Below are 19,386 nucleotides of genomic sequence, written 5' to 3'. Positions count from 1 at the left end.
GAATTGGCTATGTGGACAGCGCCGGGGCATCATTCGGCAGCCTCCCGGAGCGCGGTCGAACTGAGGGGTGAACGCGGCCCGTGGATGAAGGTCCAGGCGGGCGCCTTCTTCTTCCACAGCACACCGGCATCGTCCTCGTCGATACGCGCGTAATTGAAGGTATGCGCCATTTTCGATGAGAGATAGGAAAGTGTCGACCCCGGCCGGTCGATGACTGCAATCGGGAAGGTCTCGGCGATCCGCCGCCATTGCTGCCACTTGTGGAACGACTTGAGATTATCCGCACCCATGATCCAGATGAAGCGTGCATGCGGGTTGCGCGCCTTCACATAATCGAGCGTCCGCGCCGTATACCTGGTGCCGAGCGTTTGCTCGAATGCCGTCACCTTGATGCGCGGATCGGCCGCGATCTCCTCGCATTTCGCCAGTCTTTCGGAGAGCGGCGCGAGATTGTTATGGCTCTTCAAGGGATTGCCCGGCGTCACGATCCACCACAGCTGGTCGAGACCGAGACGCCTGATTGCGATCTCGGCCACCAGCGTATGCCCCTCATGCGGCGGATTGAAAGACCCGCCGAACAGGCCGATCACCATGCCGCGCTCGGTATGCGGCATGTATCGGTACCGGTGGGCAATCGGGTCCTTCGCCGTCACGTCAGGGCCGCACCTGTCCGGTGCCACGCACGCGGTATTTGAAGGATGTGAGCTGCTCGACGCCGACCGGACCGCGCGCATGCATCTTGCCGGTGGCAATGCCGATTTCTGCCCCCATGCCGAATTCGCCGCCATCGGCGAACTGGGTGGAGGCGTTGTGCAGCAGTATGGCGGAATCGATCTCGTTGAAGAAACGTTCTACGACCTCGGAATCTTCTGCAAGCACAGCTTCCGTATGGTTCGACGAATAGCGATTGATATGATCGATCGCTCCGGACACGCCGTCAACAATAGCAACCGCGATGATCGCGTCGAGATATTCGGTGCGCCAGTCTTCCTCCGTCGCCGCCTTGAAGCCGGGATGAACCTTCAGCACCGCGGCCGAAGCGCGGATCTCACAGCCCGCTTCCGTCAATGCCTCGAGAAGCGGCATCAGATGCGTGCCAATCGCAGCGCTGTCGACAAGCAGCGTTTCGGCTGCGCCGCAGATGCCCGTGCGGCGCATCTTGGAATTGACCACAATCTTCTTCGCCATTTCCAGATCGGCGGATGCGTCGACATAGATGTGGCAGAGACCCTCCAGATGGGCGAAGACCGGTACGCGCGCCTCTGACTGAACACGGGCAACGAGGCTCTTCCCTCCGCGCGGTACGATAACATCGATTGCGCCGCCCAGCCCTGTCAGCATGGCGCCGACCGCCGAGCGATCCGTGACCGGAACAAGCTGGATGGCGTCGGCCGGCAGGCCTGCCTTTTCCAGACCCTTTACGAGGCAGGCGTGGATTGCTCGCGAGGAATGGACCGAATCCGAGCCGCCACGCAGGATGACGGCGTTGCCCGCCTTCAGGCACAGCGCACCGGCATCCGCCGTCACGTTCGGGCGGCTCTCATAGATCACGCCGATCACGCCGAGCGGCGTGCGCACGCGTTCGATCTTGAGACCGTTCGGACGCTCCCAGGCGGCAATCACTTCGCCGACGGGATCCTTCAGTTCCGCGACTTCGCGAATACCCTTTGCGATGGCCGCGACCCGGTCGGAATCGAGCATCAGGCGATCCATGAAGGAACCCGTCAGGCCAGACGCCTTGCCGTTTGCGACATCCATGGCATTGGCGGCAAGGATCGCCTCCTCGCCGGCCAGGATCGCATCGGCCATGGCGACGAGCGCCGCGTTCTTCTGCTCGGTTGGGGCAATAGCCAACGGTCGGGCGGCTGCGCGGGCGCTGCGGCCGATATCGAGCATAAGGGCATCGATGTCCGTGTGGTTGGCTTTTGCCTTGTCAAGCATGGGCTTCGTCCTTGTTTTCGGCACTCGCATGATGGTCGTGCTTATGCGCCGGATCGGTCATCACCAGGTCGTCCCGGTGGATCATGGCCGAGCGACCGGCATAGCCGAGGATTTCCTCGATTTCGCCGGACTTGCGGCCGGCAATCTTGCGGGCATCGTCTGCATCGTAGCCGGCAAGCCCCCGGGCAATCTCGCGGCCCTCGGTCCCGATCACCGAAACCGTGTCGCCGCGACTGAACTGGCCGGCAACCATGCGCACACCGGCCGGAAGCAGGCTCTTGCCCGCCTTGAGCGCACCCTGCGCGCCCGCATCGATATGCAGTTCACCCGCCGGCTGCAGCTGGCCGGCAATCCAGGTCTTGCGTGCGGTGACGGGCGCCGCGGACGGCGCAAACCATGAATGACGCACACCATCGATGATGCTTTTCAGGGGGTGATCGGCCTTGCCCGAAGCGATGATCATCGCGCAGCCAGCTCCGGTCGCGATCTTGCCCGCATCGATCTTGGTACGCATGCCGCCGCGCGAAAGTTCGGATGCCGCCCCGCCGGCCATCGCCTCGATCTCGGGCGTGATCTCGGCAATAGCGTCGAGGAACTTCGCCTGCGGGTCGAGATGCGGCGGCGCTGTGTATAGACCGTCAATGTCCGACAACAACACCAACAGGTCGGCCCCGGCCATGGTGGCGACGCGGGCGGCAAGCCGGTCGTTGTCGCCATAGCGGATCTCGGTGGTGGCAACAGTATCGTTTTCGTTGATGATCGGCACCGCGCCGATCTTCAGAAGCTGCTTCAGCGTGGCGCGCGCGTTGAGATAACGCCGGCGCTCTTCGGTATCGCCCAGTGTCAGAAGAATCTGGCCCGCGACGATGGAGGAGCGCGACAGGCTTTCCGACCAATGACGCGCAAGCGCAATCTGGCCAACCGCCGCCGCCGCCTGGCTTTCCTCCAGCTTCAATGCACCGGAGGGAAGGTCGAGCACGGTTCTTCCGAGCGCAATCGCACCCGAGGAAACGACTAGAACATCGATGCCCCGCGCCTTGAGTTCCGCGATATCGTCGCAAATGGCATCGAGCCAGCTCTTCTTCAGGCCACTGCCGCGATCGACCAGCAGCGCCGAGCCGATCTTGATGACGATGCGCTTGTAGCGCGTCAGCGATTTGCGTGCGGCGGCCATGCTATTCGTCGCTTTCCGTATCCGTATCCAGATCGCGCTTGCGGTTCTTGTCCTTCTTTTCCCGAAGATCCACATCGCCGTTTTCGGCGACGATGACGTCTCGGAGCGCACGCAACGCCTCGGTCATGCCCTTGCCGGTAATGGCGGAGAGAAGCAGCGGCACCTTGCCGGACGCCTTCTTCAGCTCCTGCGCCTTCTTCTTCAGGCCCGCCTCGTCAAGCACGTCGATCTGCGACAACGCGACGATTTCCGGCTTATCTTCAAGCCCGCCGCCATAGGCTTCCAGCTCATGCTTCACGGTCTTGTAGGCCTTGCCGACATTCTCTTCCTGCGCGGAAACGAGATGCAGCAGAACGCGCGTGCGCTCGACATGGCCAAGGAACCGGTCGCCGATGCCCACACCTTCATGGGCGCCTTCGATCAGGCCGGGAATGTCGGCGAGAATGAATTCCCGCTCGTCGATGGTCGCTACGCCGAGGTTCGGGTGCAGTGTCGTGAAGGGATAATTGGCGATCTTCGGCCGGGCGCGCGTCACCGCTGCAAGGAAGGTCGACTTGCCGGCATTCGGCAGACCGACGAGACCAGCATCCGCGATCAGTTTCAGCCTGAGCCAGATGGTCTTTTCTTCGCCCTCCAGACCCGGATTGGCCCAGTTCGGCGCCTGGTTGGTGGCCGACTTGAAATGCGCATTGCCGAAGCCGCCATTGCCGCCCTTGCCAAGCCTGAAACGCTGGCCTTCCACGGTCATATCGACAATCAGCGTTTCGTTGTCTTCCTCGAAGATCTGCGTCCCGACCGGCACTTTCAGCGTCACGTCTTCGCCATTCGCGCCGGTGCGGTTGCGGCCCATGCCATGCATGCCGACCTTGGCCTTGAAATGCTGCTGGAAACGGAAGTCGATCAGCGTGTTGAGACCATTGACCGCCTCGACCCATACGTCACCGCCGCGTCCGCCGTCGCCGCCGTCCGGGCCGCCGAACTCGACGAATTTTTCGCGACGGAACGAGACGCTGCCGGCGCCACCGTCGCCTGAGCGGATATAAACCTTTGCCTCGTCGAGAAATTTCATGCTTCAGCCATTGATAACGTGTGGGGATGTACGGAATTTATGCGGCCATCGATATAGCCGGTTGAAGCGGAGGTCAAAGAGTATCGTGAAGTTCGTCAGCTACAACATCCAGTTCGGTATGGGTCTGGATGACAAATTCGACCCCGTGCGGATCGCCAACAGCATCCGGGATGCGGATATCATCGCCCTGCAGGAAGTCACCCGCGATTTTCATCGCAACGGCCATGCCGATCTCGCCGAAACCTTCAGTAAGCTCTTTCCTGACTACTCCTGTACCTTCGGAGCCGCCTGCGATGTCCTGATCGACCATCAGATCATCGAAGGACGCCGCCGCGAACGGCGTTTCCAGTTCGGCAACATGGTGCTGTCGCGCTATCCGATCCTGGCAACCCGCCACCTGCTCCTGCCGCGCAGCCGCACCTATGACAAGCTGAACCTGCAGCGCGGCGCAGTCGAAGCGGTGATCGACGCACCGGGTGGTCCGCTGCGGGTCTATTCCCTCCATCTCGACCACGTCTCTCCCGGCGAGCGGATCGCCCAGATCCGTTTCATCAAGGAGCGTGTCGCAAACTTCGGTCGCGAAGGCGGAGCCCTGACGGGAGCCGGTCAATTTGGCCTCCCGGATCTGCCGTTCCCCTCCGGCTATCTCATCATGGGCGACTTCAACATGGAGCCGGAGTCGCCGGAATATATCGAAATGGTCGGCCTCGATGACGCCTTCTACGGTCGCGTGCCGCGCGCCGACCTGCCGCTCGATGCTCTGGCGCGTTGCCGCGCCCATAGCCGGGAAGGCTATAGCTGGATGAGTCCCGATCGCACCGTGCGCAAGCATCTCGACTATTGTTTCCTCAGTGGTGATCTCGCCCCGCGCCTGAAAAGCGCAAGCGTCGACGTTTCCGCTCCGGGTTCCGATCACTTCCCGGTCTGGGTCGAACTCGACTGACACCCGCCCCGAATACTGGCGATACCGGGCAGCTCTTGCCCGCCCGGTATCCTGTTTTCATACACCCGGACGGAAACCCACCTGCGTGACCTGCGTCTCGATATGCGGCGCAACCGCATTGCGGGAACGCGAGTAGAGATCGCCACTTCGGGTAATTACGAAACCGAGCTTCTCCTGAATGCGCAGCGACGCCGCATTGTCGGCAAAGGCGCCGGAATACAGCACCTCGTCCGGCATGCGCCGGAAGAAGCGCTCGACCGCCACCCCTGCCGCCTCGGACATGATGCCCTTGCCCCAGTAATAGCGATCCAGCCAGTAACCGAGATGCCACTGACCATGCCGAAGCTCGATGCCGACGGCGCCGATATGCACGTCGTCACCGCCAAGAGTGATGGCAAACGACCAGTCGGGCGTAATGCCCGAAGTCGCCCGGCTCAGCCAGTCGACCGCGTCCTCCCGGTCATAGGGAACCGGCACCCGCGCCAGCATCCGCACGACCTGATAGTCGGAGAAAGACTGGGCGATCGCGTCGGCATCGCTCATGCGGTGAGGCCTCAGCACCAGCCGGCTCGTCTCGATGGTCGGGCAGGGTCCGGGCGGGCGCGTCGCCGCACGCTGGGCATCGGGACGCTGGGAGGGAGCGTTCATCTCATCTCCCCCCAGCTCTTGAGCGACATCCAGGTCTTGCGGTCGAGCCGATACCATTCCACCGGCATCATGCCGCCGGTCGCAAGATTGCCGACCATGCCCGAGCCCTGGAACTGGAAACCGCACTTCTGGATGACCCGCCGCGAGGCGACGTTGGTGACCCTGCAGCGGGCATCGATCCGCTCGATGTCGCGGGTACGGAAAGCCATGTCGATCAGCGCATGCGCCGCCTCCGTGGCATAACCCTTGTTCCAGTAGGGCTCGCCGAGCCAGTATCCGATTTCGAGCGTTTCATCGTCGTTGGAATGCGGCTCCAGTCCGCAGCAACCGAGAAACTCACCATTGACGGCTTTTGTGATGGCATAGACGCACTTGCCAATCTCGCCGATATTCGTGCGTCGCACGAAGTCGGCGGCGTCTTTCATCGTATACGGGTGCGGCATGCGCGACACCATGGTCGCGATTGCGGCGTTGTTGGCGAGATGGGCAAGGGCGTCGATGTCTTCTTCGTGAGGAGCCCGCATGACGAGCCGCTGCGATAACAAGACGGGGCAATCGCTCCGTTGCCGATCCGGCCTGAACCGGTCCTGGGGTGACCGGGATTGGTCGACCCTCAACAATTCACTCTGCATGGTTCAGTCTCCTTCTGGTTGAAAGACAAAAGAAAAAGGGGAGCTGGGTGGCGCCCCATCTCCCCTGTTTTCTTGACTGAACCTGATACGGACAGCCGGGTCGATGAGACGCCGGCTGTTTAGAGCGTTACCGGCTTATTCCGCTGCTTCCGCCGTTTTCGGCATTACGGACACGTATACTCGGCCGTTGGCCTTCGTACGGTATGCGACATTGCCGGCGGTGAGTGCGAAGATCGTATGATCCTTGCCAAGGCCGACGTTCGCGCCCGGATGCCACTGGGTGCCGCGCTGACGCAGAATGATGTTGCCTGCAACGACGACTTCGCCGCCGAACTTCTTCACGCCAAGGCGCTTGGACTCGGAATCGCGACCGTTACGCGAGGAACCGCCAGCTTTTTTGTGTGCCATTGGAGTTCTCCTTTAAAACCTAGTTCTCGTTTGAGCGCGATTAAGCGGCTACGATGTCGGTGATGCGCACCACGGTGTGGTGCTGGCGATGGCCGCGCGAACGCTTGGAGTTCTGGCGACGACGCTTCTTGAATGCGATCACCTTCTTGCCACGGGTCTGCTCGACGACTTCAGCCTTGACGGAAGCACCGGCGACGAAAGGCGCGCCGATCTTCGCATCGGCACCTTCGCCAACAACGAGGACTTCGGTGAATTCTACGGTTGCACCAGCTTCGGCTTCCAGCTTTTCGATGGAGAGCACGTCGTTGGTGTTGACGCGGTACTGCTTACCGCCGGTCTTGATGACTGCGAACATTTTTTATCCTTTCATGTTCGTTCCAGCTCTTTCCGGCTTGCCGGACGGCTGTCTTTTTGTCAGTCGGTGTAGCGAATGTTCCCGGTTCCGTTGAAACCCAAACACCCGCCGGTGGAACCCTGCATCGAAGCAGGAAAAACAAGACACAGTACGCCCATGCCTAATTCCCCGGTCGCATACGTGAGGCGCAAAAAACTGTCAAGATAAAAGCTTAGGGTAACGCGATATTCGCGCTTGCCAGCCTTCGAAACACCGGCTAAGAGACACCCCGCGCTGACCAACGCGTCATCATGCTCAAGCGGAGAGGTGGCTGAGTGGTCGAAAGCACCGCACTCGAAATGCGGCATACGGGCAACCGTATCGTGGGTTCGAATCCCACCCTCTCCGCCATAACTTCCTGAAATTACAATATTTTATGAGATGGGCAGCCCTCGATCAGGGTGCCGTCTGCCTGACGTTTCGATCACAATCAATCATCGCGCCACAGGGACGGCGCTTCCGACGCGTATTCCCCATTCTAATCCAACCAGCAATCGCTGATCTCGCGCAGGCAACCATGGATTCGGATTTAACATGTTGGCTTCGACGTGTTAAAGAAATGGAGTTTTTTTAACTTATCGAGTCGCAAATGTTAAAGCCGTCCTACCAGCTTCCCGATCTGACGTCTCTTGCTGGCTTGGAAACTATCGAAATCTTCAAGGCACTTGCTACAGCCAACCGGTCGCTAGCCGAATTGAAGGGTCGAGCAGCGGCCATACCCAATCAAGGTATTTTAATCGACACACTTGCACTGCAAGAAGCAAAGGCGAGCTCGGAGATCGAAAACATCGTCACCACCCAGGACGAGCTGTTTCAAGCCGAGCTATTTCCTGAGGGACTGGAGTCCCCTGCCGCAAAAGAAGTTGCACTCTATCGTGATGCCTTAAAATTCGGCTTCGACAAGCTCCGGCAAACTGATGGTCTGATTACGAATGCAACCATTGTCGGCATGTTTCAGCTACTCAAGCGGCGCACAGATGGATTCCGCCAGACGCCAGGCACGGCGCTCAAAAATGATCGCTCCGGCGAGATCGTCTATGTGCCACCTCAGGATCAGCGCGAGATAAATGCAGCGATGAGCGAGCTTGAGCGTTTCATCAATGATGATCAGCGCTCAACACTCGACCCGCTCATCAAAATGGCATTGATCCACCATCAATTCGAAAGCATTCATCCGTTCCCTGATGGCAATGGGCGAATAGGGCGAATTCTCAATGTTCTTTATCTTACGCGTGTGGAGCTGCTCGAAATACCGATCCTTTATCTCAGTAGAGCCATCAACAACTCAAAGAGCGAATACTACCGGCTCTTGCAGCATGTTCGCGATACCGGCGAATGGGAAGATTGGCTCGTCTACATACTCAAAGCGGTCGATGAGACCGCCAGAACAACGCTTGATCTAGTAGAGAATATTCGTGGGCAAATGGCATCGGCGAAGAAAAGACTTCGCGATGAACTTCCCAAGCTTTACTCACAGGACTTACTGAACAATCTGTTCCGGCACCCATATACCAGAATCGATTTCGTTCAAAACGAGCTCGGCATTACCCGTCAGACTGCCGCAAAATACCTCGACACTCTTGCTGAACGCGGCTTCTTGACCAAGCACCAGAGTGGCAGAAACAATTACTATATCAATGCGCCGCTCGTCGCTTTATTTCTGAAGGTTTCTGAATAGTTAGAGCGTGCCGGGATAATCCTTGGCACCACACCAGGGGCATCCTACGCGTGATCTTCAATATCGATTGGAGATCACGAACAAGCCCGCCTTGGCGAGGCAGATTAAGCACCCATTGAAGCCCCGTTCTTCATCCGCTCAATAAGCCGCGCCCCCCAGTCCGTGAACTTCTCCGAGAGGTCTTCCGATGCCAGTTGCTTGACCAGAAATGATGGTAAGCCGGCTAGATTTCCGGTCGACAACGGACCAACAATTTCTACGAGCTGGTCATAGAGTTCGCGCCTGATTCCTTCGTCGGCGAAGGCCGGTTTGTTAAAAAGCCACTTCAATGAGAAGGAAACCTCGCCCTTCGTCGCCCATAAATGAAGCGGATAGATTGGTCTCTCATTGGAATCCGTAGCAATCACATAGAGTGAAGCGTGTGTATTAGAAATCTCCGCCCTCGCACGCCATTTATCGATGGCTTTCAGAAATTGGAATGCTCCTCTCTCGAAGTCTGGACCTAGCGGCCGAATATGGGTTTCTAACCATTCTGTCGTCGCGATCGGACCCGGCGATTGAGAGAGCCGTTTCGCTGATGCGGTCCTTTCTGTCTCACCGATAATGCGGGGGCTGAGTGTTATGTGGCCGAGCGCACTCGTATACCAACGCAGCTCGACAGCTCGGACGTCAGCGCGCATCTGGTCGTTCAAGAACTCGACGATACGGGCCAGCTCCCGAGAAACTTCATCCGCGACGAACACCAATTTGACCTGACCCGCTCTGAAATTCGCGTCGACCTGGCTCCAGAAACTGGCCGGATCCTGCTCGCCAATAAAGTCAGCCAAGGTCTTGTCGGGGTCAGCACCTTCCTGAGATGCCGTCATCGCGAAACTGTCGGCAATCTTACCCGGCTGCCAGTAAGCTGTCGCGTTAGCTGCATATTCGAGCATCTGCCCGATTACTTCTCGCCGCAGTCTTGGGTCTACCGCTCTCTTAAGTTCAACGAGCACTGGGACAGCGGTTCTGGTGACGAACAAATGGTCCACAGACCATCGCCCGGCACCCTGTTCACTGTCTAAGATCGTCTGTTCCCGTTTAATGAGTAAGAGCTCCCCATCACCGTCGGATATTAACTCCGGATATTTGGCGACGAGCGACTGCATGCGATCTTCGCTTTCAGGCGCTGAGGGTGCCATGCGTTGGAGAGTGCCGTCTGGGTTAACCGTGTAGATCAAGCCTTGCATCAAGAATGCCTTTATATCGAAAATCATAAGCCGGATTATTCGATCTCATCCAGCGCGAGAAATGCTTGGAGATTCTGCCAAAAACGACAGGTCAGCTCGAGGAAATCTTCAGGTCGTCAGGTATAAAAATGCGCAGCCAAGGAGGAGATTTGGCCGGGATGCTCCTTGGCTTTGTTGGGGTGGCATCCTACCCGTGATCGACAAGATTTACCGGAGATCACATGGCAACGATTAGGAAGCTCAGAGGACGTTGGCCGGCTCAGGTTTGTCGCCCGGTCAGATCACCTCGATTGCCATCACCGGCGGGGATCAACCGGCTCCCCGTAATGGGTAAATTCAGACAGAACTGAAGCAACAGCATCAAATTCCGGTTTGAATTTCCGCAGAAGCTGCTTGATCGCTTGCGTTACCTCGTCTGCATCGTGGATATCTTTGATTTCGAGGCTGTTGTCTTTTAGGAATTTTGAAAATTGTTTGCCTTCATCTGCTGCACCGCTCTGAAATCGAATTCGATTGGACGGCAGTGATTTAATCTTCTCGATCAGAGATTTTCTGAACTCGTGGTTGGTCAATGGGCCGACTTCAGCATACAACCTAATCTGACCTTTAGTGCCTTGATTGACGTTCCATATTTGAAGCCATGCTATTACTGGATAGCCGGACCACCATCCTTCGCAACCTGGCCAAGAGAGATGTTTTTCGCGCAATGCTGTGTGCCAGCTTTTCGGCAAGAAACTAACCATGTGGTTGGCGAGGCCGCCGAAAACGTAGTCGTAATCATCGATGCGGACTGTATCCATCCATTCAGGATCCTCACCGAATAGGTTGTGAGCCGCGATGGCAAAATCAGAGCTGGCTCCGTGTTCAATCACGAAGTCCAGAACTTTTCGGTGATCGCGATAAAGTTTGCGTGCCAACTTCTCCATCTCTGTCCGTTCCACACTCATCCCTGTAGCTTCCTCCAAGGTGTCCAGATAATGCCGCAAAAAGGTTCTGACCTCATTGGTGAATAGATGCTCCTCTCCAGTTATGTATAACCGCAAAAGGCGACAGACGCTGTCATATCGAATCGACGTGTATCTTTCATCTTCCGGATTTTCATTGTTAAGAGTTAGGAATATTCCGGATACTATCACCCGTTCGAGGTCATTTTCTTCAATCGTCTGCGCCCGAAATGCGTCTACGATCCGTTCTCTATATTTTTCTAGCTGCCCTTGGTGTTGAGTGCTGTGAAATTTGTTTTCAATTATGAAGGCCCAGCGATTCTTTGGAGATAAAATGAAGATATCAATGTTGTGCCATTCACAGCGAACTTCAGCATCGCGCATGTCGCTTTGTGAAACGTCCAGAGCGGTGGGTTTACGATGACTGTCACCTCTGAGGGCCTCGCCAAGGAAAGACTTCAAAAATCTGTCGCCCAGCCCATGTGTTTCCTTAGGGTTTAATAGCCAAGCGAGTATCGCTGAATGGCGAATTTCCATCCGCTCCATTTTCATGACTTTAATAGGGTTAAATCGATTAAGGTGTTTTTCGATGCGCGACAGCTCAGCGTTGTTTACGAAAAGGCGCTCCATCTCCTCATATGTCGGTTCGCGGTGAACGTTCGGAGTGCTTGTGTCGCTCAATCGCTTCCCCTTCGGCATGATCTTGCCCGCGCTCTGGCAGACGGATCAGAGGTCAGAACCCTACCGAGCTTGTCGCTCTTACAGTGCGAAGATAGATATTTGCTCGAGGATTCCGGGTCAATCTATGCAGCCTTTGTCACTGTTTTATAGGCAGACTAGTTGGTTTAGGTGCCGGGATAACCCTTGGTTCCCCTCCAGGGGCGTCCTACGCGTGATCTTCAATATTGATTGGAGATCACATGGCGACGATCCGGAAGCTCAGAGGACGGTGGCAAGCGCAGGTGCGTCGTCGCGGCATGAAGCCTAGATGTAGGTCCTTCGACACCAAGCTCGAAGCCGAGAAGTGGGCGCGAGATCTAGAAGCACAGGTAGATCGGTTCGGTGCCGCCCCCGACACGAAGATCCTTGAAAGCACGACGCTCGGACAGCTTCTCGAACGCTACCAGCGCGAGATCTCACCAGCGAAGCGCGGGTCTGTCCAGGAGATCCAGCGGATCGACGTGCTGCGTCGCCATGATCTTGCCTATCGGACCCTGATCGGACTGAGCCAGCAGGACATTGCATCGTTTCGCGACGAGCGCCTTCAGTCGGTAGCTCCATCTACCGCAGTCCGCGAGCTCGCGATCCTCAGCCACGTCATCGAGGTCGCGATCCGCGATTGGGGTCTGCCGCTTGCAAAGAACGTGGTGAAGCTGGTGCGTCGTCCGGTGATCCGTAACGAGCGCAGCCGCCGATTGACCGGCGACGAGGAGCAGCGTCTTCTGGATGGCTGCGACGGCGGACAGATTCCATACTTCAAGACGTTGCTGATCCTCGCCATCGAGACCGGGATGCGTCGAGGGGAGATCCTCGGGCTGCGGTGGTCCGACATCTCGCACAATCGCCGGGTGATCACGCTCGCTCTGACAAAGAACGGCTCCGGTCGTGAGGTGCCGCTGTCTCAGCGCGCCTTCAATGCACTGATGGATTGGAAGTCTCGCGCGCCAGTAGATCAATCTACGATCTTTCCCATGACGCCAGGAGCACTGGAGCAAGCATGGCGTCGACTTCTGCTGCGCGCCGGCATCACCGGGCTAAGATTTCACGATTTGCGTCACGAGGGCGTCAGCCGTCTATTCGAGCGTGGTCTGAACGTGATCGAGGTCAGCAGCATCAGCGGGCACAAGGAAATGCGCATGCTGAAGCGCTACACGCACCTCGCCGCTGACGATCTCGTTGCGCGCCTAGGTTAGATCGATCAACGAGACCGAAACCTTTACATCTGACCTGCCCAACCTTGACAGAAGCCTTGCCGAACCTTGCGTCCGTCAAGGTTGGTGGTCAAAACCATCTGAAAAATACATCCTAGGTTGCAAATATTCTTGCATCAAATCCGCAATCGTTGCGGATTTGGTCCTCTACCTTGCGCTTTCTTGACAAAACTTGACGGAATCGGCTCCAAATCGCTTTTTTTGCCAGCCGTCAAGGCAATTGGACGCGCATTGGTTGCGTTTCTTCTTTTCTCGAAGCCACCTGATCTCGATCCGCCCGACAAATTCACCGGCTGCGCTTCATATCTCTGGCGAGAGCCGCAACAACCAAACCGGATCGCCTTCATCCCCAGTGTCGAAAACATATTCGCGAAAGACCCACCAGATCCGGTGGTTGATTGATCTACACACCATGCGGGCACATCCATATTCGCGGTAGGAGACCTCACTGCGCGCCGGTGCTGGTCAATGTCGATAGCTTGGTGCACGTGAAGGATAGGAGAACCGAGAGCGCCGCTCTTTCGTTCGCCGTTAGAGGCGAACTTTTCAAAAACGATTCACACGCCAAAAGGCTTTTCCCTTGTTGAAATCGCGCAGATTAAGGCGTCTATACGTGCTGGGAGTGTAGTCGACGGTTGGGAAAAATGTATTCAGCTAGCCTTCTTGAAGACTGCAGCAAATAAAAGCAATTTCACGCCAAATGCCAAGCAAAGGTTGAAAAAATGCGTTTCGTCTTTGGTGGCAGATCCCAGTCTAATCCGTAACAAGATTGCGCATGGGCAATGGATTAAAACTCTGAATAGAGATAATACGAAATTAAATCCCGATCTTACGGCTTCTATACATTCATTAGATGCAGTTAAGGTCGAGATGTGGTTCGATTGCCAAAAAATTCTCAGTGAGATTGTGGAACTATTGGTTGAATCCCCCAACAAAGCTTTTATGGCATCCTACTGGGGGATGATAGAAAAGGTCGAGCAAATTCCGATCGACCGGGCGGCGTGGACAATTTCATCGAAAAGAATGCGGCTTAAGACGAAACGGGCGCCGGACAGAAGTTAACGGTCGTTTGGTGCCGGTAAATATAATGAACTCCTCATCAGTCCGCCCATTCATACCGCGCTTTAAGCCCGTTTAAGTTGCGGTGTGGAATTGCACCGCTGTGCTGTAGCATTCCAACAACGATGCCTGGATGGATCTCGACCTGCTTAGCGAACGCTTTCACAGCGACTTCAGACCTTGGGTTAGTTCTCTTGAAAGCGGCAAATCTAGTCCTGCCAACGAGGATTTCCTCCGCCCAGGCATCGGCCTCATCCTCCACTCCGTCACCCTCGCCGCCCTTATCGTCAGCGAACGCCCGTCCCCTATGAAGAGTTATGTGGGCGGCTTCATGGAAGAATGTCCACCAGAAATGGTCGTTACTCTTCATTCGCAACGACATCTGGATGATTGCTCTATCGCCCTCGAGCCATCGAGCGGAACCGAATAAGCAGGTTTTTGGAATCGGCTTCTCAAGCACAAATGCCACGCCAGCGCTAAGGCACAGATCCACCATACGAGGATAGAAGATCTCCGGCGGGCTGGTTGTCAGCTTACGGATTTCAAGCACAGCATTAGCGAACTTGTTGGCGTCAAACGCCGGCAGATTCATCCCGCGCGCTTTCCTCTCTCCAAGAAGCAACCATGCAGCAACATGATATTGGCTAGTCTCGAAAGCCTTAGATTGTCGATGATGGACTGCTAGATTTGCCCATCGGGCGTCGAAAGCATGCGGGCTTCCGACAGCAAAGAACTCCAGCAGGGAACTCAGAAGTCGGCCGTTATCATTGGTCGCGGGCAGCGCACCACGATCTTTCAGTTCTTTGATCGGGAACTTGGAAAGAACCTGATCAGCGTCTGCCAGGGCTCGATAGTTTACGGCTTTGGCTTCACGTAGATCCCACTTAGCCTGCAAGCCCGTCCAGATGCTGGCCTTTAATCCAAGAACGCGTTCTAGTTTCAGTGCCGTGTCTGCCGTCACCGGGTTGGTGCCGTTGATGATCGTGCTGACATGCTTCGGGCTCATGTCCGCGAGCCTGGAAAATTCGGCTTGAGACCATCCGCGGTCCTCAAGATACTCGGCAAGATGCTCGCCAGGATGAGTCGCCCAATCTGGCGTCCAGTCTTCCTTCTTCGCTACAGCAACCATCGCCCAATCCCAACGTCATTCACTTTTGAAAGGTCATTTGGTTCAGTGGTAGTCAACAATAGCGCGAATCCGAATCGCGACAACGGCGGCACGGTCTATGCCTCCGTCATCACGAATTGGGACCGGGTCGTGATCAGGCTCAAATATGAGCCGCCAATTCCCGGTGATAGCTACCGCAAAACAGCCAGCCCATTCACCATCAAGCTGATGGCATCGATCTGGCGGATCGGTAGGGACCTCGCTAAGATTGCTGGCCTGATCCAGCACGGCTAGCCGCATTTTTAGACGGCCAGCTCGATCACCATACGCCTTCTTCAATTCCCTGTCAGACTCCAGCTGACGTCGAAGTTTGCCATTTGCAAAATCGATATTCATCAGCGCCTGTCTGTTACCCATTAAGTAATAGAATCGGAATCGTTACGCAATAGGTAACACAAGACGACGATAGATTAAAGTTTGCTATCCGTAAGTGCCGGTATAATCCTTGGCACCCCTATGGGGGCATCCTACGCGTGACCTTCAACAACGATTGGAGATCACATGGCGACGATCCGGAAGCTCAGAGGACGCTGGCAGGCGCAGGTGCGTCGACGGGGTGTGAAGCCCCGCTGCAAGAGCTTCGACAGCAAGCTCGAAGCCGAGAAGTGGGCGCGCGACCTAGAAGCCCAGGTCGATCGCTTCGGTGTCGCACCTGACACGAAGATCCTGGAAAGCACGACGCTCAGCGATTTGCTGGAACGCTATCAGCGCGAGGTCTCTCCTTTGAAGCGCGGCTCGGTGCAAGAGATCCAACGGATCGACGTGCTGCGTCGTCATGATCTCGCCTACCGGACGCTGATCGGATTGAGCCAGCAGGACATCGCATCGTTCCGCGACGAGCGCCTGCAGTCGGTAGCTCCATCTACGACTGTCCGCGAGCTGGCGATCCTGAGCCAGGTTCTCGAGGTCGCGATCCGCGATTGGGGCTTGCCGCTCACAAAGAACGTGGTGAAGCTGGTTCGTCGTCCGGTGATCCGCAATGAGCGCAGCCGGAGACTGACCCGTGACGAGGAGCAACGGCTTCTCGGCGGCTGCGACGGTGGGCAGCTTCCCTACTTCAAGACGCTACTGATCCTAGCGATCGAGACAGGGATGCGTCGTGGCGAAATTCTCGGCCTCAAATGGCCGGATGTCTCACACAATCGCCGGGTGCTCACGCTCGCTCTGACAAAGAACGGCTCTGGTCGTGAGGTGCCTTTGTCTCAGCGTGCATTCAATGCGCTGATGGATTGGAAGGAGCGTGCGCCGGTAGATCAGTCTACCGTCTTCCCGAGGACGCCTGGAGCGCTGGAGCAAGCATGGCGTCGCCTTCTGCTGCGCGCCGGCATCACCGCGCTGCGCTTTCGCGATTTGCGTCACGAAAGCGTCAACCGGTTGTTCGAGGGCGGGCTGAACGGGATCGAGGTCAGCGAAGCGCGGCCTCAAGGACGAGAGAATCGACTACACTCTTTTTTAGTGTGCTTTCGAGGATCGTTTCAACGATCCGGCGCCATTTCGACGAGGCGACGAGTTCCGGCGGGAAAAATCGGGGCAGACGGTGAAGCGCGTCGGATATAGTGGACGCGGTGCGAGAACCGGCCGTAAGAACAGAGCGGATTTCCGCCTCGCGAGGATCCCGCAAGGCATAAGTCACACCGGTATCGGTCTCACCCAGACAATAACGCATCCACATTGCGGTGGCGAAGGCGAAAGGCCTGATATCACGATCGGCCTGAAGCGCCAGAACCGCCGGCTGGAAAATGCGTTGCGGTAGCTTCTGGGTGCCATCCATGGCGATCTGGAACGTTTCGTGCGCAATCGCCGGATTGCGAAAGCGAGCAAGCAACGCCGCAGCATAATGCACCAGATCGATGTTCGGCAGCGGGGGAAGCACAGATATGGCCGCTGTTAAATGGCGCTGCACAAGCGCTGAAATCGCCGGGTCTGCCATCACGTCCCTGACATAGCGATGTCCCGCGAGAAACCCGCTATACGCCAGCATGGAATGGCTGCCGTTCAGCATGGTGAGCTTCATGCGCTCATAAGGCACCACGTCATCGACGAAAATCGCTCCGCCAGCCTCCCACAGAGGACGTCCTGACGGGAAATGGTCTTCAACCACCCATTGGATGAACGGCTCGCTCTCGACAGCGGCAAGATCCTGCCGCCCGGTCTGACGCTCTGCCTCGGCAATCGTCTCGGCCGTCGATGCTGGCGTGATTCGATCGACCATTGAAGATGGAAACGCGATATTGGCGGCGATCCAATCCGCCAGCCCTGCATCGATACGGCGAGCAAAACCAACCACGCCGTCGCGAAGCAAGGCGCCGTTTTCCGGAAGATTATCACAGGAAAGCACGGTGAACGGCATGGCGCCTTCAGCCCTGCGACGCGCGATTGCCGCAGTGAGAAGACCCAGTACGCCGACGGGTGTTTCCGGATTGGCCAAATCGGCGGCAACCGCCGGATGGGCAAGATCCGGTAAACGGGTCAGACGGTCAATGCCATAGCCTTTTTCGGTCACGGTCAGTGTAACGATGCGGATCGCCGCATCGCAGAGGGCTTCCAGCGTCGCAGCAGGATCAGCCGCAATGACCCGGGATACGGAAGCGACAAGCCGGGCAGTCGTGCCCTCTTCGCCGCGCTCGATCAAAGTGTAAAGCCCGTTTTGCGGATTCAGAGCCTCAGCGATTTCCGTTGAGCGAAGGCTGACGCCGACGATTCTCCAATCCCCGCCGTCAGCTGCGATCGCCGCATCGGTCATCAGGGCCTGATGGGCGCGATGAAAGGCGCCTATGCCAAGATGGACGATCCCCACCCCATGTTGCGACGGCTCGTAGCCAGGCAGGGAAACCGGCCCAGTGATATCGGCAACACCGGAAAGCCGCGGCGCGCTCATCGCGACAGACCCTCGAGCGGATGCTCAAGTGCCGTTATGACACCCCGCAACTCCGCAAGGCCTTTCAGGCGACCGATCGACGGATAGCCGGGCTGCGCCTTGCGGGTAAGATCGTCGAGAATGTCCTGGCCGTGATCCGGTCTCATCGGAATGGAAAGGTCGCTCCTGCCGGCAGCCCTACGTTTGCGCTCCTCGCGAAGGATGGCAGCGATGAGGGCCACCATATCCGTGCCTCCTCCAAGATGCTCCGCCTCGTAAAAGCTTCCCATGACGTCAACGCTTTCACGACGGACATTGCGCAGGTGCAGGAAATGCACGCGATCGCCGAGCCGGGCCATCATGCCCGGAAGGTCATTGTCCGGCCTTGCCCCCAGCGAACCCGCACAGAGGGTAACGCCGTTGGCAGGTAGATTCACAGCATCGAGGATATATTGGTAGTCCGCTTCGGTTGACATGACGCGCGGAAGCCCGAGCAGGGGAAATGGCGGATCGTCCGGATGGCAGCAAAGGCGAAGGCCGAGTTCCTGTGCCACAGGGGCGACCTCGCTTAGAAAGTCCACAAGGTGCGCCCGCAAGGTCTCGCGCGAAATCCGCGCATATTCGGCCAAATGCTGACGAACATCCTCGAGCGTGAAGTTCTCCGCAGCACCCGGCAGCCCGAAGACGACATTTCGAGCCAGATCGTCGCGATCCTTATCAGACATTTTGGCAAACCGGGATGCGGCGGCGGTCACGATATCTGCTGGGAAATCCTCTGCCGCACCGGCGCGTGCCAGGATGTGAATGTCGAAGGCGGCAAAGTCGATAAGATCGAAACGCATGCAGGTCGCCCCGTTGGGAAGGCGATAGGCCAGATCGGTTCGGGTCCAGTCGAGGACCGGCATGAAGTTGTAGCAAACCACCTCGATACCAGCTGCGCGGAGGTTGGCCAGGGACTGCTTGTAATTGGCTATATGCGCCTTCCAGTCCCCCTTCTGCTTCTTGATATCCTCCGAGACCGGCAGGCTTTCAACAACTTCCCATTTCAAACCCGATGGCGCGCCGTCTTTCATGCGGCTGATCTCGGCTTGGCGGCAAGCGATATCGTCCTTACTCCAGACATCGCCCGTGCGAACATGATGAAGGGCCGAGACCACACCTTCCACACCCGCCTGCAGCATATCATCAATCGAAACCAGGTCTTTCGGCCCAAACCAGCGCCACGTCTGCCGCACGCCATCCTCCATTGTCCGTTCATTCCTCAAGCAGATAGCATGCCCACCTAGTGTTGACTAGTATGGAAGTATGGAGATA

The 19,386-nt window shown here is 57.1% G+C and carries 18 protein-coding genes, 1 tRNA gene and 1 pseudogene; 6 read left to right on the top strand and 14 right to left on the bottom strand.

All coding sequences use genetic code 11. The features are described from left to right. Positions 1–29: 29 nt before the first annotated feature. From H4I99_RS16290 to obgE, 4 genes are read right to left on the bottom strand one after another with little or no spacing between them, the layout of a single operon-like run. Positions 30–680, bottom strand: coding sequence for a nicotinate-nucleotide adenylyltransferase (locus H4I99_RS16290; protein WP_186663345.1), 651 nt, complete (start codon positions 678–680; stop codon positions 30–32). Next, positions 655–1,941, bottom strand: a complete 1,287-nt coding sequence (locus tag H4I99_RS16285) for a glutamate-5-semialdehyde dehydrogenase (protein WP_163902159.1) — start codon at positions 1,939–1,941, stop codon at positions 655–657. The genes H4I99_RS16290 and H4I99_RS16285 overlap by 26 nt, the downstream gene beginning before the upstream one ends. Then, a complete protein-coding gene (proB, locus tag H4I99_RS16280) occupies positions 1,934–3,115 on the bottom strand; it encodes a glutamate 5-kinase (protein ID WP_163902161.1) in 1,182 nt (393 codons plus the stop codon). Before proB ends, H4I99_RS16285 begins: the two co-directional genes overlap by 8 nt. Position 3,116: 1 nt before the next feature. Next, a complete protein-coding gene (gene obgE, locus H4I99_RS16275) occupies positions 3,117–4,184 on the bottom strand; it encodes a GTPase ObgE (protein WP_163902163.1) in 1,068 nt (355 codons plus the stop codon). Positions 4,185–4,269: 85 nt separating this feature from the next. Between obgE and H4I99_RS16270 the strand changes: the two genes are divergently transcribed. Then, a complete protein-coding gene (locus tag H4I99_RS16270) occupies positions 4,270–5,127 on the top strand; it encodes an endonuclease/exonuclease/phosphatase family protein (RefSeq protein WP_163902165.1) in 858 nt (285 codons plus the stop codon). Positions 5,128–5,184: 57 nt separating this feature from the next. Here H4I99_RS16270 and H4I99_RS16265 read toward each other — a convergent pair whose 3' ends face one another. The 4 genes from H4I99_RS16265 to rplU form a co-directional block, all read right to left on the bottom strand. Continuing rightward, positions 5,185–5,775 (bottom strand): GNAT family N-acetyltransferase, encoded by a 591-nt coding sequence (locus H4I99_RS16265; RefSeq protein WP_163902167.1) that lies wholly within the window; start codon positions 5,773–5,775, stop codon positions 5,185–5,187. Further along, entirely contained in the window at positions 5,772–6,407 is a 636-nt protein-coding gene (locus H4I99_RS16260; RefSeq protein ID WP_163902169.1) for a GNAT family N-acetyltransferase, read from the bottom strand. Before H4I99_RS16260 ends, H4I99_RS16265 begins: the two co-directional genes overlap by 4 nt. Positions 6,408–6,542: 135 nt before the next feature. Further along, on the bottom strand, positions 6,543–6,815 hold the full coding sequence (rpmA, locus tag H4I99_RS16255; RefSeq protein ID WP_163902171.1) for a 50S ribosomal protein L27: 273 nt from the start codon (positions 6,813–6,815) through the stop codon (positions 6,543–6,545). A gap of 40 nt (positions 6,816–6,855) precedes the next feature. Then, positions 6,856–7,170, bottom strand: a complete 315-nt coding sequence (gene rplU, locus H4I99_RS16250; protein ID WP_112830514.1) for a 50S ribosomal protein L21 — start codon at positions 7,168–7,170, stop codon at positions 6,856–6,858. Between the two features lie 300 nt (positions 7,171–7,470). On the opposite strand from rplU, the gene H4I99_RS16245 reads away from it, so the two are divergent. Both H4I99_RS16245 and H4I99_RS16240 read left to right on the top strand, forming a co-directional pair. After that, positions 7,471–7,560: transfer RNA gene (locus H4I99_RS16245), tRNA-Ser, on the top strand. Between the two features lie 238 nt (positions 7,561–7,798). Beyond that, on the top strand, positions 7,799–8,887 hold the full coding sequence (locus H4I99_RS16240) for a Fic family protein (protein ID WP_163902173.1): 1,089 nt from the start codon (positions 7,799–7,801) through the stop codon (positions 8,885–8,887). Positions 8,888–8,991: 104 nt separating this feature from the next. On the opposite strand, the gene H4I99_RS16235 is transcribed toward H4I99_RS16240, so the two are convergent. Next, positions 8,992–10,032 carry a hypothetical protein gene (locus H4I99_RS16235; RefSeq protein WP_206110887.1) on the bottom strand — a complete coding sequence of 347 codons (1,041 nt, stop codon included), beginning with the start codon at positions 10,030–10,032 and terminating at the stop codon, positions 8,992–8,994. 377 nt (positions 10,033–10,409) lie between these two features. Next, entirely contained in the window at positions 10,410–11,738 is a 1,329-nt protein-coding gene (locus H4I99_RS16230) for a PDDEXK-like family protein (RefSeq protein WP_163902174.1), read from the bottom strand. A 239-nt stretch (positions 11,739–11,977) separates the two neighbouring features. Between H4I99_RS16230 and H4I99_RS16225 the strand changes: the two genes are divergently transcribed. Together H4I99_RS16225 and H4I99_RS16220 are read left to right on the top strand one after the other, a co-directional pair. Next, positions 11,978–12,970, top strand: coding sequence for a site-specific integrase (locus H4I99_RS16225; protein WP_163902176.1), 993 nt, complete (start codon positions 11,978–11,980; stop codon positions 12,968–12,970). A 180-nt stretch (positions 12,971–13,150) separates the two neighbouring features. Beyond that, entirely contained in the window at positions 13,151–13,390 is a 240-nt protein-coding gene (locus H4I99_RS16220) for a hypothetical protein (protein WP_163902178.1), read from the top strand. A 697-nt stretch (positions 13,391–14,087) separates the two neighbouring features. Here the strand turns inward: H4I99_RS16220 and H4I99_RS16210 are convergent. Both H4I99_RS16210 and H4I99_RS16205 read right to left on the bottom strand, forming a co-directional pair. Beyond that, positions 14,088–15,176 (bottom strand): HigA family addiction module antitoxin, encoded by a 1,089-nt coding sequence (locus tag H4I99_RS16210; RefSeq protein WP_163902182.1) that lies wholly within the window; start codon positions 15,174–15,176, stop codon positions 14,088–14,090. Between the two features lie 42 nt (positions 15,177–15,218). Next, complete coding sequence (locus H4I99_RS16205; RefSeq protein WP_163902184.1) at positions 15,219–15,551, bottom strand: type II toxin-antitoxin system RelE/ParE family toxin; 333 nt, start codon at positions 15,549–15,551, stop codon at positions 15,219–15,221. Between the two features lie 165 nt (positions 15,552–15,716). On the opposite strand from H4I99_RS16205, the pseudogene H4I99_RS24525 reads away from it, so the two are divergent. Beyond that, positions 15,717–16,625 (top strand): annotated as a pseudogene (locus H4I99_RS24525) (tyrosine-type recombinase/integrase); the annotation flags it as partial. Here H4I99_RS24525 and H4I99_RS16200 read toward each other — a convergent pair. Together H4I99_RS16200 and uxuA are read right to left on the bottom strand one after the other, a co-directional pair. Continuing rightward, entirely contained in the window at positions 16,621–18,093 is a 1,473-nt protein-coding gene (locus H4I99_RS16200) for a mannitol dehydrogenase family protein (RefSeq protein ID WP_163902188.1), read from the bottom strand. The pseudogene H4I99_RS24525 and the gene H4I99_RS16200 overlap by 5 nt on opposite strands. After that, a complete protein-coding gene (gene uxuA / locus H4I99_RS16195; protein ID WP_163902190.1) occupies positions 18,090–19,307 on the bottom strand; it encodes a mannonate dehydratase in 1,218 nt (405 codons plus the stop codon). Before uxuA ends, H4I99_RS16200 begins: the two co-directional genes overlap by 4 nt. Positions 19,308–19,386 lie beyond the last annotated feature (79 nt).

Source organism: Paenirhizobium daejeonense, assembly GCF_014280875.1.
Lineage (GTDB): Bacteria > Pseudomonadota > Alphaproteobacteria > Rhizobiales > Rhizobiaceae > Allorhizobium > Allorhizobium daejeonense.
The sequence above is the reverse complement of the archived record's forward strand: the minus strand, read 5'-3'. Positions and strand labels throughout refer to the sequence as shown.